The organism is Bacteroidota bacterium, assembly GCA_034439655.1.
Taxonomy (GTDB): domain Bacteria; phylum Bacteroidota; class Bacteroidia; order UKL13-3; family UKL13-3; genus CANJUD01.
Window position 1 is genome coordinate 1 of record JAWXAU010000071.1, and the last position, 14,197, is coordinate 14,197.

Sequence of the window (14,197 nt, forward strand, 5' to 3'; positions counted from 1 at the left end):
CGGGCTGCTGTAAATAAAAAAGGGCAGCATTCTAAGTTTTAAAATTCGTGTTTCAAACCTTTATATTTATTAGAATCGAATTATGAAAGAGGTCTAATAGTATTTGCACTATTTTAGTATAGGAATAATACAATATATAAATGCATATAAAAAGAAAAACCTCGACAATTTGTCGAGGTTCGTCTTTGAAACCAAACCATGAAATTATGAAATTATTTTATGCGGTATTATTTTCGTAGGATACTACCAATTTATTTGGTATATATTATGGGAGTTCCGAAAAACTACTTTTACTATTTTTTATTGTTTTTGGTAAGTTCTGCCCTGCTCTGCATGTATGCTTTTTCAAAATCGGCAAACCATTCCAAACCCATGGTGTAGGTCTCTACTTCCAATTTGGGGTTATCGCTGTGACTTTTATTTTGATCGTGTTTTGAATAATAGTTTGCAATGGCGATTTGTGCTTGTTTTAAAGATACATTATTGGTCGACTTGTACAGTTCTATCTGCTCTTTTATATTTACACATTTGGTAAAGCTCTTCATTTCATTTTGTAGTATATTAGAGTCGAGCGAGAGTTTACCTTTGTATTTAATAGATTTATCACTGCTGATAAAGAAGATCGCTGGCAAGGCAAATACGCCATTTCTTCTAGCAAATTGTTTCCCTTCTCTTGTAGCAACATCAGCTTTCACACATAGAAATCCTGAACTCAGTTGTTTTTGTATGTTAGGGGTATTGACCACTTTCCTCATATAAATCCTACTTGAATAGCAGGTGTTTGAGTGTACAAGCACCATCACGGGTTTGTTTTCTTTTGTAGCATCTACAAAAGTTTTTCCGAAGGTGTCGGGGCCAAGGTCATCCACTAGAGGTACTTCGGCATGCATCAGCATTGCAAATGCTACGATAAACGTAGTCAAATAGAATAGTTTTATTAGGTGTTTCATTTTTTTTTTGTTATTTAATGATGCAAAATTGGATATAATACTTGCACTGATAAATGATGTGTGTCACGATATTATAATGATGTTCATCATACAATAATTTCCTGTTGAAAGCTGAATACTCAATGGACAGTGCGTTAGGCACAATTCTTATACAATTTCCGAAATAGTATAATTCAAAATTGTAAGGTTGAATTACGTGAACAATTAGAATTAATTGGGTGCATTTTATGGCAAGCAATACGGTCGTCTTAAATATTTATATACATTAATTTAACAATCCATTTTCGATTGATATTTAAGCATACCTTTGTCTGAAAATTTTAAAAGTGGAAAGATAAAATCTATGCTACATGCACTGTTTGAGTATGCCAATGAGGGAATTATAGTTTCTGACAAGAATGGAAATATTGTAATCGCAAATCCAACAACGGAGAAGCAGTTTGGATATGAAGTAGAAATGCTTATCGACAAAAGCATTGAAGACTTGGTGCCCGAAAGTGTATCTAACCATCAGTTAAAGCATGAACAAGAGATATTAGAAAGTCCACATCCACGTGCAATGGGCAAGGGGATTGACCTTTATGGGCATCGGAAAAACGGTTCAAAGTTTCCGATAGAAATAAGTGTGAGCCTATTTAAAACGTCAGAGGGCGAATATTTAATGTACTTTATTGTAGATATTACGGAAAGGAAGAAGCAAGAGCTTGAAATAAAGAGAGCACAGGAAGAAATTATCCAGTTAAATGTGGACCTAGAAAAACGGGTGAAGGAAAGAACCAAAGAGCTAGGCGATGCTATAGAAGAACTGGCTCGTACCAAGGCAGAGGTAATACAGTCGTACAACAAAGAAAGAGAACTAAATGAATTAAAATCTCGGTTTGTAAGTACAGCCTCGCACGAGTTTCGTACACCACTGGCTACCATCTTGTCATCAGTATCGCTTATTGGGAAATATAATGAACCGAATGATGAGGAGAAACGAAAGAAACATATTAACAGGATTAAATTATCCGTTACACACCTCACCGAGATATTGAATAATTTCTTATCGTTAGGCAAACTGGAGGAAGGTATAGTTCGCAATAACCCCGAACCTATGATTTTGGATCAGTTTATCAAATCACTGGTCGATGATAATAGAACTTTACTTAAAGAAGGACAGGTGGTGAAGTATAAACATATTAAAGGTGATACCGCCATTCACTTAGATAAATATTTATTTCACAGTATACTGCTCAATTTAATTTCTAATGCAATAAAATATTCTCCTGAAAATAAACCCATTCATATAACTACAGAAATAGTGGACGACAAACTAACTTTAAGTGTAAGAGACGAGGGCATGGGTATTCCTTCATCGGATTTGGAAAATCTTTTTGACAGATTCTTTAGAGCAAAGAATGTCGAAAATATCCAAGGAACCGGTTTGGGTCTCAATATTGTAAAAAAGTATGCAGAAATTATGAACGCAGAAATTATTTTGGAATCTACCGAGGGCGTGGGCACCACATTTCAAATAGAATTTTCATTAATATGACAAGCATCATTAATTAATACTGATTTTTAACCTAGAAATAAATAAGAAGAAGTCTATACTTTTGAACTTTAAATAATGACCATGAATAAAACAATATTACTCATAGAGGACAATGCTGATATGAGGGACAACATATCAGAGATTTTAGAACTTGCAAAATATAAAGTTCACTCGGCACCCAATGGTAAAGAAGGTGTTCGAATGGCACAAAGTATAAAACCTGATTTAATTATCTGTGATATCATGATGCCGGAGCTGGATGGATATGGAGTATTGCATATGCTAGGCAAAGACCCTGCAACTGCAACTATTCCATTTATTTTCCTCACGGCTAAGTCGGAGAAGACTGATTACCGCAAGGGTATGGGTTTAGGTGCCGATGATTATATTACTAAGCCATTTGACGATACCGAACTTTTGGACGCAGTTGAAATTCGACTTAAAAAATTTGATATCATAAAAACAGAATATTCAAAGACAGCGGAAGGGTTTGGTGAATTTATTGATAACGTGAGGGGATTAGAAGAGTTGAAAAAATTATCGGAGGAAAGTAAACCCAAGCAGTATTCAAAAAAGGAAGTTATATATATGGAGGGTAGTATGCCTAATAGGATATATTTTATTACCAAAGGGAAAATTAAAACTTATAAGGTAAACGAAGATGGCAAAGAATATATAGTATCATTATATAATGAAGGAGATTTCTTTGGATATATTCCCTTGCTAGAGAATATGCCTTATACCGACTCGGCAATGCCAATGGAAGATTCGGAACTGGTGGTAATATATAAGGATGATTTTTTTGCCTTATTGCTCAATAATAGAGATGTGGCTTTGAAGTTCATCAAAATGCTTTCAAATGATGTAACGGAAAAAGAAGAAAGGTTAATTCGCTTGGCCTATAATTCAGTGAGAAAAAGAGTGGCAGATGCATTAGTGGCCTTGCACGACCGATATGCAAAAGATAAAACAGGTGTGTTCAGCATGGAAATATTGCGTGAGGATTTAGCCAATATGGTAGGCACTTCTACCGAAAGTGTGATAAGAACTTTATCTGATTTTAGAGAAGAAAAAATAGTAGAAATTAAAGGAAGCACGATTACGTTTTTAAATATGGATAAAATTAAAAAAATGCGTAATTAGTTTAGTTTTAAACCGTCCCCAATAACTAATCCTGATCGTGTTCGGCTGTCAAATTTAAAACCATAACTTTAGTATATAAGTGAGCACTACAGAAACCAATACACAAGAACCCCAAAGCAATACATCATTATCAGATATTGAGCAAAAACTTGCTTTACTCATTATCAATACAAGAGAAAGTTTTGTATTGGTTGATAAGGATTTTAAAATAGTGACTTATAATGATGAATTTGAGAAGCAGTTTATTAATATTTTTCACCGACAAATTAAAAAAGGTGACTCAATTATTAATTATAGTCAAGTTAGACCTGCACAGGATTTAGTTGAAATCTATCAAAGCGTATTCAAGGGAGAAAGTATAGAATCGGAAGTGAAACTCACTTTGCCCGACAATAAAATTCACACATTCTTAATAAAGTACAATCCTGCTTACGATGAAAGTGGGAATATTTTTGGTGCCTTTGTTTCAACTACAGATATCTCAGATAGGGTCGACGATATGGAGAGGATAAAACAATCGGAAGGAAATCTGAAAACTATATTTGAGAATACTTCCGAAGGATTTATTCTTCTTGATATCAATTGTAGTATTCTGGCTTTTAATAGTAAAACGAAAAAATACACTTTCTTTATTTCTGAGAATGAAATGGAGGTCGGCAAAAACTTATTTGAGTATGTTCAGAAATCGCGTGTTGTACAATTTCAAGAGATTATTGCAAAAGTATTACAGGGTGAAACTATACAATACGAGCGTCCTTATCAACGAGAGAATAGCCATATCACGTGGATAGATTTTACGATAACACCCGTAAAGGAAGCTGGGCAAATAATAGGTTTTTGTATTTCATTAAAAGATATCACACAACGTGTACAGAATGAAGTAGCACTTACTGAATTATATGATAAGCTAAACAGAAGAGCTGAAGAACTCACACAGTCGAATGCAGAACTGGAGAGTTTTGCCTATGTGGCATCTCACGATATGCGGGAGCCCTTAAGAATGGTAACCAGTTTCTTAAGCCGACTTGAAAATAAATATAGAGACAAGTTAGATGATAAGGCAAAACAATATATACATTTTGCAGTGGATGGTGCCGCCAGGATGCGAAAAATAATCCATGACCTGCTTGAATACTCGAAGGTGGGAAAAAAGGAATATAAATTTGAAGAAATAGACCTCAGTAAATTATTGGCTGAAGTAGGACAATTAAATATTTCTACTTTCAATGAAAAAAACGCAGTATTATGTTGGGATTCACTTCCTGTTATATATGGATATAGAACTCCTTTATTGCAGGTTTTTCATAATATAATTTCCAATTCATTGAAATACCAAAGGTCCGAAGTACACCCTATAATAAAGATTGTTGCCGAAGAGCATATTGATTATTGGAAATTCTCGGTTACCGATAATGGAATTGGGATCGATAATCAGTTTCTGAGCAAAATTTTTGTATTGTTTCAACGATTACATCAAAAGGATGAATATTCAGGAACGGGTATTGGTTTGGCAATTTGTAAAAAAATTATTGAAAGCCATCAGGGTAAGATATGGGCCGAATCAGTAGTTGGTGAAAGTACTGTTGTATATTTCACTATTAAAAAAATATATAATAAACCTGTGACAGCATGACCAATACTATGAAATCAATACATATACTATTAATTGAGGATAATGAAGGCGATATCGTGCTTACCAAGGAAGCTTTGCTCGATTGTAAAATAGTTAATACCATCTCATTAGTGCGAGATGGCTGGGAAGCAATACAATATTTGGAAAAAATTGAATTATTTTCGGAGTCACAAACACCCGATATTATTTTTTTAGATATCAATCTTCCCAAAATGGATGGTCACCAGGTATTGAACAGAATTAAGTTAAACCATCATATTAAAAAGGTACCTGTGGTTATCATTACCACCTCACTTTCAGAAAGAGACAAACTGAATTCCTACAGTGATATTGTAACTAGTTTCATCACCAAGCCAATAGAAGAATTCGACTTATTGAAAGCTTTTTCGGCGATTGAAAGCTTTGGGCTTAACATTGTACAACTACCACTTAAAAGTATATCGCATGAAGCTTAATAATAGTGATTTAAAGTTCTTATTAATAGAAGATAATATTGGCGATTTGTTATTGATAGAGGAGTATTTGAAAGAAAATTTTTCGAATCCTACAATATATCGTGCCAGTACTTTTGCGGATGCAGTAGGGTATTTAAACAAGAAACTAGAAATTGATGTAATATTATTGGATCTCACACTTCCCGATTTGAGCGGTGAAGAGTTGGTATTACAAATATTGAAACTGTCTGGGCATACTTCTGTAATAGTTCTCACAGGATACACTGGCGAAGACTTTGGCGTTTCCACCTTATCAATGGGTATATCCGATTATTTGGTAAAGGACGAGTTGAGTGCATCAAATTTAAATAAAAGTATAGCATATAGTATTGAGCGAAAAAAAATTGAAAAAATCCTAAAAGAGAGCAATGAACGCTATGAAATTCTGGCACATGCAACCAGCGACACTATATGGGACTGGAATATTGAGCTTGACAGCATGCAGTATAACGATGGGATACATAGGATCTTTGGCTATTTAGAATCGACCTTTGAAAATACTAGTAAATGGTGGGAGAATAAAATTCATCCCGACGATATTTTGAAAGTATATAAAGAACTTAATTATTCTTTCGAGCAGTGTATTTCGCACATTCAATTAGAATATCGCTTTTTATGTGCGGACAATACCTATAAATACATATTTGACCGTGCCTTTATTGTTTATAGTGCTGGTAAGCCCATCAGGATTATCGGTGCCATGCAGGATATTACAGAGCGAAGACAGGCTGACCTTAAAATGAAGCAATCGGAATCGAATCTGAATGCGATTTTTGAGAATACATCCGAAGGGTTTATTTTGGTAGATAGAAATGGTAAAGTAATATCATATAATAAGAAAGCAAAAGAATTCAATTCTTTAAATTTAAAGGTAGAAATAGCTTTAGAAATAGGTAAAGATATTATTGACTATGTTGAAGTTTCGAGGCAAGGAATTTATCAAGAATATATCACAAAAGTATATGGTGGAGAAACAGTAATATATGATATTGCTTATTTGCAAAAAGATAATTCTACTATCTGGATTAATTTTTTGATTCAACCAGTATATACTGAAGGTAATATCAATGGATTTTGTATTACTGGCAGAGATGCAACTGTACAAAAAGAAGCAGAGCAGCTAAGAGAATTCGACAGAAACAATCTTAAGGCACTAATCAATAATACTAATGATGCAATGTGGAGCATCGATAAAAATTTCAACTTAATTACCTCAAATAAATCATTTGATGAAAGGATTAAAAGTATCACAGGAAAATCCATGAGTTTAGGAGGGAGTTTTCTAAATTCGGGGCTTACAGAATCTCAATTAAGTCGATTCAAAAAGCACTTTGAACGAGCATTTTCTGGCGAAACCTTTTCTATTATAGAACATATCGAAAGCCCAATCGAAACTTGGTCAGAAATATCTTTCCATCCCATACATAAAGGAGAAGAAATAGTAGGAACGGCTAGTTTTTCACGAAATATTACTGAAAAAATTAAATCAGAAAAAGTGACCTTGGAACTAGTGCACAATTTACAAAACAAGAATAAAGATCTACAGCAATTTTCCTATATAGTTTCTCATAATCTTCGTTCGCAGATTGCCAAGATATTGGGGTTAACTTTTGTATATAAAATTGAACCCGATCACAAAATAAATGAAATGACCTTGCTGGAGTGTGTGGAGCAGGAAGTAACTAATTTGGACAATGTGGTGAAGGATATGAATACTATTATTTCATACCGCGACCTCGACAATAAACAGAAAGATCAGGTATCATTCGATACGGAATTAAAACTTATAGAGCAGGTACTCGAATTTCAAATTGCGGAGAGCGATGCCACTATCACCAGCGACTTTAGCAAAGTGTCCAATATAGTTTCAGTGAGGAGTTATATATATAGTATCATATTCAATTTGATATCGAATGCTATTAAGTATCGCCGACCAGAGATTCCCTTGCAAATACATGTCGAAAGTTATCAAACCGAAGAAAACATATGTGTCAGTATCCAAGATAATGGAATGGGCATCGATTTGAATAAGTATGGTGAAAAATTATTTGGCTTATATAAACGATTCCATAGCATTGAAATTGAAGGTCGAGGCATAGGCTTAAGTTTGGTTAAAACACAGGCCGAATCACTGGGTGGAAGTATAGAAGTAGAAAGCACTGTGAACAGGGGAACGACTTTTAAGGTTTGTTTACCCATAAATAATAATTAGTATGCAAATGATAAACAGTGTTTTTTTAATAGATGATGAACCGATGTTCAATCTCATAAATCAAAAAATTTTGCAGATAGCAAAGTTTACCAATAATGTATACTGTTATGTTGATGCCAGCACTGCCTTAAAAGAACTTCGACAATTAATTGATTTGGATTTATCGAGTTTCCCCAATATTATTTTTTTAGATATCAATATGCCGGGTATGGATGGCTGGGAGTTCTTAGATGCGTTTAGTAATTTCCCCATCAATGTAAAACAGTATTGTAAAGTATATTTACTCACGTCCTCCATAGATCCGATAGATATTGGCAAATCTCATAATTATGATCTTATATACGATTTTATTTCGAAGCCTTTATCTATTGAGAAATTGGCAAGTATAGGCCAGCATAAGATGAAGTTTTAGGGAATAAAATAAATTCCCAAACATTTCTATTAATCAACCATCATCTTAAATCTCGGCAACCCAATTTCACTTTCAGTAGGGTAGGGTGCCCTATGCGTGGTACTTATATCTTCTCGCATCTGTTGATGAACTTTATAACTCATGTCTTTATCGTCTTCATATCTGGGGTCGGGCACAAAAGGCAACTTGGCCATTTTTTCTATAACAATAGATGCAAATCCAAAATCTATATCAACCTTGCCCAAAAGAAGATAGCAGCCACCACCTTTAAAGGGATACCTCGCCAAGCTATCTGCAAAATGGGTAGTATCGAAATAACCTCCTTCGGCATCTATCCAAGTTCCAAAGTTCATCATACCGCGTTTAGTAGGTACATGTTTTATGGAAATAAGGTAGCCCACCATTCTTACTATTTGTTTTTCTTTATATATTAGTTCACTGGTTTTTACATCGCCCCTAAATTCAGTTTTTAGCAAATCGAATGGTGAACATGATACAGGAAAATCTAACAATTCTATCTCATCAAATGCATCTTCAAAGGGCGACCTTTGCAGTGTGGGTAATGTATATTCTTTAATGGGTTCATGTAGTAATAGCGGTGTTCTATTTTCTGGTTTGTAATTCGCCAACAACATTCGGGCTAGCAAAATTAATTCGTTTTTGTCCTTACGGCTGTCGGGATTTCCAGTAAAGCGAAATGCACCTATATATATTAAAATTTGTAATGTTTCAATGCCTATAGGTATACGATTTATAAAATCTTCCAATGATTTATAGTCCCCGTTCTTCATTCTTTCTTCAGGTATCATCGTACCTATTTGTGCAGGCAAACTTTTAAGATGTACAAAACCCATATATATATCTTTATCATATAAAGTGGTGAGATGTTCACTTCTATTCACACAGGGGCAACATATAGTTGCTCCCGCCATTTTTGCCTCATGAAAATATATTTCTGTTCTATAAAACCCACCAAAATTATTAATCACCGCTACCATAAATTCAATAGGATAATATACTTTTAAGTAGAGGCTTTGGTAACTCTCCACCGCATACGATGCGGAGTGTGCTTTGCAAAATGAATAACCTGCAAACGATTCAATTTGTCTATATACTTCTTGTGCGAGTTGGTCAGGATATCCTTTGATTTTACAGTTTTCAAAAAACCTATTTCTCACACCTTCAAATTCTTTTTTTGAACGCGTTTTTCCGCTCATCGCCCTGCGTAATATATCCGCATCGGCAAGGTCGAGGTCGGCGAAATGATGTGCAATTTTAATTACATCTTCTTGGTAAACCATTACACCATAAGTGTCGCCCAATTGCTCTTCAAATACGCGATGAAAGTATTCAAACTTTGTGGGATTATTATGTCTGAAAACATATTCACCCATCATACCACTTTGTGCCACACCTGGTCGTATAACAGATGATGCAGCTACCAAAGTTTTATAGTTATCGCATTTTAATTTCCGCAACAATCCACGCATGGCAGGACTTTCTATATAAAAACATCCCAAGGTTTTCCCTTCTCTCAAATATTCATTTGCTTTTGCTTCGTCTTTGCTTATCAGTACATTTCTTATATCTACTTTTATACCTTGATTTTGCTCAACCAGTTTCACGCAATCATTGATATGGCCAATTCCCCGTTGGCTCAATATATCAAACTTTTCAAAACCTATATCTTCGGCAATATGCATATTGAACTGCACAATTGGAAAACCTTTTGGCGGCATTTCCAAAGCAGTATAGTTTGTAATAGGTTCTTCTGATATAAGAATACCGCATGAGTGCATACTTCGTTGGTTCGGATATTTTTCAAGCAACATTCCATATTCATGTATAATATTAACGATGGAGTTTTTATCATGCGAATCGGCTGAAGATTTAGCAAGCTTGTCCATTTCCTCTTTGGCCAAGCCAAATACTTTTCCAATTTCGCGTATAATAGAACGGTGTTTAAATTCTACGATGGTTCCAGTAAAAGCTACATGCCCTGCACCAAACCTGTTGAATATATAGTTCAAAATTTCGTCTCGGTCTTTCCAACTCCAATCAATATCAAAGTCGGGCGGACTGGCCCTGCTGGGATTTAAAAATCGTTCGAAATATAAGTTTAATTCTATCGGGCATATATCAGTAATCCCTAAACAATAACTTACTATACTATTTGCACCACTGCCTCTGCCTATATGCAAAAAACCTCTGCTTTGGCTATATCTTATAATATCCCATGTTATTAAAAAGTATCCCGAAAAACGTAGATCATCAATCACCTTAAGTTCCTTTTGTACGCGAGCCAATGCTTCTTTATTGTTTTTGCCATATCTTCGTTCAAGCCCTTCCATTGCCAAATTGGTGAGCAATAATTTATCACTCTCACGACTGTTTGTATAATACTTTTTATTTTTGGGTGTATTAAAATCAAACTCAAAATTGCATTGTTCAATAATATTTTCTGTATTACTTATCACTACAGAAAAATGTATATAATGAGCAAGCAAATCATCTATAGGAATCATTTTGTCTGATACGCGTGCTTGGTCATCTACCGTGAGTTTGGACAGCAAGGTGTTTATATCCATTGCTCTCAATATTTTGTGCAGATTATATTCTTTTTTGGTACGATAAGTTATGGGTTGGTATATCACCATTTTATCTATTCTATCTTTCCATTCAGCACGAATAAGTTTGGTAATATCTTCGGGCCGCAAACCTATATATTCATATTCTTGCAATAGGGTAGGAACATTTTTAAATGGATATATAATAACAACATCTTTAAACACAGGAGGCTGAATGGGCAATGGGGTATTGCTTAAGTTGTACTCAGTTAAAAATTTGCATAACTCAGCAAAACCTTTTGTGTTTTTTGCAAGACCTATATATAATAATTTGTTATCAGTTCTAAACTCAATTCCTACTAAAGGTTTTATATTGTTTGCCTGGCATTTTAAAATAAAATCATATACGCCTGTTACGGTGTTTATATCAGTGAGAGCAAGTGCTGATACCTTACAGTCTTTTGCAAGCTGCACCAATTCTTCCACAGGTATAGTACCGTATCGCAAACTATGATAGGAGTGACAATTCAAATACATATTATACCTTGCTCTTTTTTAATTGTACACCAGCACATCGTTGTATAGATGAAGAACCAAAACGTTTTTTTATTTTATCGAGACTTTGATATAATGATATAAGTTCGGTAGTATCTTCAAACATATTTATTTGGTATGCACCGCGTACAAGTCCGCTGAATCTTATGCCCACAAGTCGTATCCTCATTCTGCGTTGGTATAAGCTATCAAATAATTCGTTTACTTTTTTTAATATAATATGGTCGCAGGAGGTATAAGATATTTTAAATTGTTTGGTTTCCGTATCGAAATTATTATATCGAACTTTAACCACGATAACAGAAGCTAACCATTCTTCATCACGCAATTGAAAACAAAGTTTTTCTACCATGCCTAGTAGTATAGATTTTATTTTGGGAATATCTATAGTATCTTGCTCAAAGGTTTGTTCAGTAGAAAGGGATTTTCTCTCGGTATACGGCTCAACAGGGTTTTCGTCAATTCCGTTTGCTTTTTTCCAAAGTTCTTTTCCATTTTTGCCCAGTAATTGTTGTAATACATCAATAGGCATTTCTGATAAGGTTTCTATCCTTCTAATACCAATTCGTGAAAGTAGTTGATAAGTGACATCGCCCAACATCGGGATTTTTTTAATGGACAATGGATTGAGGAATGTTTTGACCATTGGCTGGCATACTTCAATTTTACCGTGCGGTTTTGCTTCTCCCGTAGCAATTTTTGAAACCGTTTTATTAACAGATAATCCAAAACTTATGGGCAATCCTGTTTCCTTTGTTACTTTTTTTGATAGTTCGGTACTCCATTTATAACAGCCAAAGAATTTTTCCATACCTGATACATCCAAATAAAATTCGTCGATACTTGCTTTCTCCATTACGGGAGCACTTTCTTCTATAATATCGGTAACCAAATGCGAGTATTTGGAGTAAAGTTCCATATCACCTTTCACTACTTTGGCTTGCGGACATAAACGTAAAGCAAGTTTCATAGGCATGGCAGAACGTACGCCAAAAGTGCGAGCTTCGTAGGAGCATGATGCTACAACACCGCGGTCGGAACTGCCGCCAATAATTAAGGGAATATTGTTCAACTGTGAATTGACAAGCCTCTCGCACGACACGAAAAAAGTATCTAAGTCCATATGTACGATTGATCTATCCATGAAATTTCTTGTGAATTTGTAAACCTCAAATTTGGGTATAATTTTTCAAGCATGGAGCAAAAAACTATGAACAGATTGCACCCAAGTTTGTGCACAGTGTCTTGTAATACCAATTCTTAAACTATAATAGTTCTCCGCCTGTGGCAGATTTAGTTTGTAGAATGGTAATGCCGAACTACATCCCGAAAGCATTCGGGATTAGTCCCCCTTTTTTTTTACTATTATATATTGAGTTTCGGGTTAAAATATATAATAAAAAATACCCGTTGTCGCCGTTATGCGAACAGTGATTTATTATAACCAATGTATCATAACTGCAAGCCGCCGCGGCCGATGCGAACTGGGAAACCCTTCCGTTGTCGCCGTTCCATAAAACACGAGAATCAGATATATTTTCTGACTATGACAGATGTTCAGTGGCAAAGGCGTTCTACTTTTGCCGGGTTGCAAACCCTACTTTTTATGGCAAGTCACCGTTCGCAGAGCGGCGAGAGCGGGGGGTATACTCTCAGAACAACTACAAGAACGTCAATGAAAGATATAGATTTTGGAGGTACTGAATTTTCTGTAAATAAAAATCTATCAAAAGAAGACTTACAAAGAGTTCGCCAATGGGCAGAAGAAATTTACAACAAAGTACATAACAACGAAAGTCCTCAAATATAAGGTTTTTCTGTCACTTCTAATCCTCATAAATCCCACCTCTACTGCCAACGTTTACGATTTCAATAATCAAGGCATTGGCAAAGATATCGTAAAGAATTCTGTATGTTCCTACACGTATGCGGTAGCCATTTCTGCCCGTAAGTTTTTTATAGCCATGAGGGCGAGGATTTTCAGCAAGTTCGTCTATTGCTTCCATGATAGCGGTATAATAAGGATCGTTGATTTTGGCAAGAGCTTTAATTGCTTTCTTCTTGTATTGCAGTTCATACATTATTTGCCCAGTTTTTTTCTTTCGGCTTCAATCATTGCCATAGCTTTGTTTTTGCTAATAGCAGGCTCATTATCATTTTTGCTTGCATCATAAAGCTTAATATCTTCGAGTTCTTCCAACTCTTCCATAATGGTTTTAAATTCTTTTATAGAAAGAATGGCAGATATTTTTTTACCGGTATTATCGGTAATGTATTGTGGGTGTATTGCAAGCATAATTTTACTATTTAGTAGTTTGAATATTTTGTTCAAAGAAAGTTTGAAATTTTTGTTTTGTAAGCATTGTATCAATGATATTCATTACGGTACTTTTATCTTTTTCGTTTAGCTGAGCAATAAGCCTTATTTGCTCTGTCACTGTTTTGTCTTCTACCGTTATTGCTTTAGGTGTGGCATTACTGTAATGTATAATTTCAATAATTGTAAGTCCATAATAAGAAGCCAACTTATTTAAAATATCTACGGAGGGTTCTATTAATGCCTTTTCTAACTTGTTATAATGAGCAGGTTTTAAGCCAATTTTATTATAGACGTCTTTCTGCATCAATCCTTTATCTTCTCTTATTTTTTTTATGTTTTCTGAAATACTCATTTGTGTCCTTTTAGAATAATAC

Annotated in this window: 13 protein-coding genes; 7 read left to right on the forward strand and 6 right to left on the reverse strand. The window is 34.8% G+C overall.

The genetic code is table 11. The features are described from left to right. Positions 1–293: 293 nt before the first annotated feature. A complete protein-coding gene (locus SGJ10_04390; protein MDZ4757367.1) occupies positions 294–950 on the reverse strand; it encodes a thioredoxin family protein in 657 nt (218 codons plus the stop codon). A gap of 307 nt (positions 951–1,257) precedes the next feature. Between SGJ10_04390 and SGJ10_04395 the strand changes: the two genes are divergently transcribed. From SGJ10_04395 to SGJ10_04420, 6 genes are all read left to right on the forward strand, one after another. Then, positions 1,258–2,487 (forward strand): PAS domain-containing sensor histidine kinase, encoded by a 1,230-nt coding sequence (locus SGJ10_04395; GenBank protein ID MDZ4757368.1) that lies wholly within the window; start codon positions 1,258–1,260, stop codon positions 2,485–2,487. Between the two features lie 81 nt (positions 2,488–2,568). Continuing rightward, a complete protein-coding gene (locus tag SGJ10_04400) occupies positions 2,569–3,630 on the forward strand; it encodes a response regulator (GenBank protein ID MDZ4757369.1) in 1,062 nt (353 codons plus the stop codon). Between the two features lie 79 nt (positions 3,631–3,709). Continuing rightward, positions 3,710–5,263 (forward strand): ATP-binding protein, encoded by a 1,554-nt coding sequence (locus tag SGJ10_04405; protein ID MDZ4757370.1) that lies wholly within the window; start codon positions 3,710–3,712, stop codon positions 5,261–5,263. Beyond that, positions 5,260–5,718 carry a response regulator gene (locus tag SGJ10_04410; GenBank protein ID MDZ4757371.1) on the forward strand — a complete coding sequence of 153 codons (459 nt, stop codon included), beginning with the start codon at positions 5,260–5,262 and terminating at the stop codon, positions 5,716–5,718. The genes SGJ10_04405 and SGJ10_04410 overlap by 4 nt, the downstream gene beginning before the upstream one ends. Then, entirely contained in the window at positions 5,708–7,969 is a 2,262-nt protein-coding gene (locus tag SGJ10_04415) for a PAS domain S-box protein (protein MDZ4757372.1), read from the forward strand. Before SGJ10_04410 ends, SGJ10_04415 begins: the two co-directional genes overlap by 11 nt. Before the next feature lie 7 nt (positions 7,970–7,976). After that, positions 7,977–8,381, forward strand: coding sequence for a response regulator (locus SGJ10_04420; GenBank protein MDZ4757373.1), 405 nt, complete (start codon positions 7,977–7,979; stop codon positions 8,379–8,381). 29 nt (positions 8,382–8,410) lie between these two features. Here the strand turns inward: SGJ10_04420 and dnaE are convergent, their stop codons facing one another. Beyond that, a complete protein-coding gene (gene dnaE / locus SGJ10_04425; GenBank protein ID MDZ4757374.1) occupies positions 8,411–11,485 on the reverse strand; it encodes a DNA polymerase III subunit alpha in 3,075 nt (1,024 codons plus the stop codon). Between the two features lies 1 nt (position 11,486). Then, a complete protein-coding gene (dinB, locus tag SGJ10_04430; GenBank protein ID MDZ4757375.1) occupies positions 11,487–12,647 on the reverse strand; it encodes a DNA polymerase IV in 1,161 nt (386 codons plus the stop codon). 531 nt (positions 12,648–13,178) lie between these two features. Between dinB and SGJ10_04435 the strand changes: the two genes are divergently transcribed. Continuing rightward, entirely contained in the window at positions 13,179–13,313 is a 135-nt protein-coding gene (locus tag SGJ10_04435) for a hypothetical protein (GenBank protein MDZ4757376.1), read from the forward strand. Positions 13,314–13,329: 16 nt separating this feature from the next. Here SGJ10_04435 and SGJ10_04440 read toward each other — a convergent pair whose 3' ends face one another. The 3 genes from SGJ10_04440 to SGJ10_04450 form a co-directional block, all read right to left on the reverse strand. Then, positions 13,330–13,584: a type II toxin-antitoxin system RelE/ParE family toxin gene (locus tag SGJ10_04440; protein MDZ4757377.1), complete on the reverse strand. Its 255-nt coding sequence runs from the start codon at positions 13,582–13,584 to the stop codon at positions 13,330–13,332. After that, positions 13,584–13,835 (reverse strand): hypothetical protein, encoded by a 252-nt coding sequence (locus tag SGJ10_04445; protein MDZ4757378.1) that lies wholly within the window; start codon positions 13,833–13,835, stop codon positions 13,584–13,586. Before SGJ10_04445 ends, SGJ10_04440 begins: the two co-directional genes overlap by 1 nt. Continuing rightward, the coding region (locus tag SGJ10_04450) for a helix-turn-helix transcriptional regulator (GenBank protein ID MDZ4757379.1) at positions 13,807–14,197 on the reverse strand (391 nt) is incomplete at its 5' end. The genes SGJ10_04450 and SGJ10_04445, both read right to left, overlap by 29 nt.

Coding starts and splice junctions, on each gene's coding strand:
- SGJ10_04435 (MDZ4757376.1), top strand. CDS start 13,179: ATGAAAGATATAGATTTTGGAGGTACTGAATTTTCTGTAAATAAAAAT.
- SGJ10_04410 (MDZ4757371.1), top strand. CDS start 5,260: ATGACCAATACTATGAAATCAATACATATACTATTAATTGAGGATAAT.
- dnaE (MDZ4757374.1), bottom strand. CDS start 11,485: ATGTATTTGAATTGTCACTCCTATCATAGTTTGCGATACGGTACTATA.
- SGJ10_04440 (MDZ4757377.1), bottom strand. CDS start 13,584: ATGTATGAACTGCAATACAAGAAGAAAGCAATTAAAGCTCTTGCCAAA.
- SGJ10_04415 (MDZ4757372.1), top strand. CDS start 5,708: ATGAAGCTTAATAATAGTGATTTAAAGTTCTTATTAATAGAAGATAAT.
- dinB (MDZ4757375.1), bottom strand. CDS start 12,647: ATGGATAGATCAATCGTACATATGGACTTAGATACTTTTTTCGTGTCG.
- SGJ10_04420 (MDZ4757373.1), top strand. CDS start 7,977: ATGATAAACAGTGTTTTTTTAATAGATGATGAACCGATGTTCAATCTC.
- SGJ10_04400 (MDZ4757369.1), top strand. CDS start 2,569: ATGAATAAAACAATATTACTCATAGAGGACAATGCTGATATGAGGGAC.
- SGJ10_04390 (MDZ4757367.1), bottom strand. CDS start 950: ATGAAACACCTAATAAAACTATTCTATTTGACTACGTTTATCGTAGCA.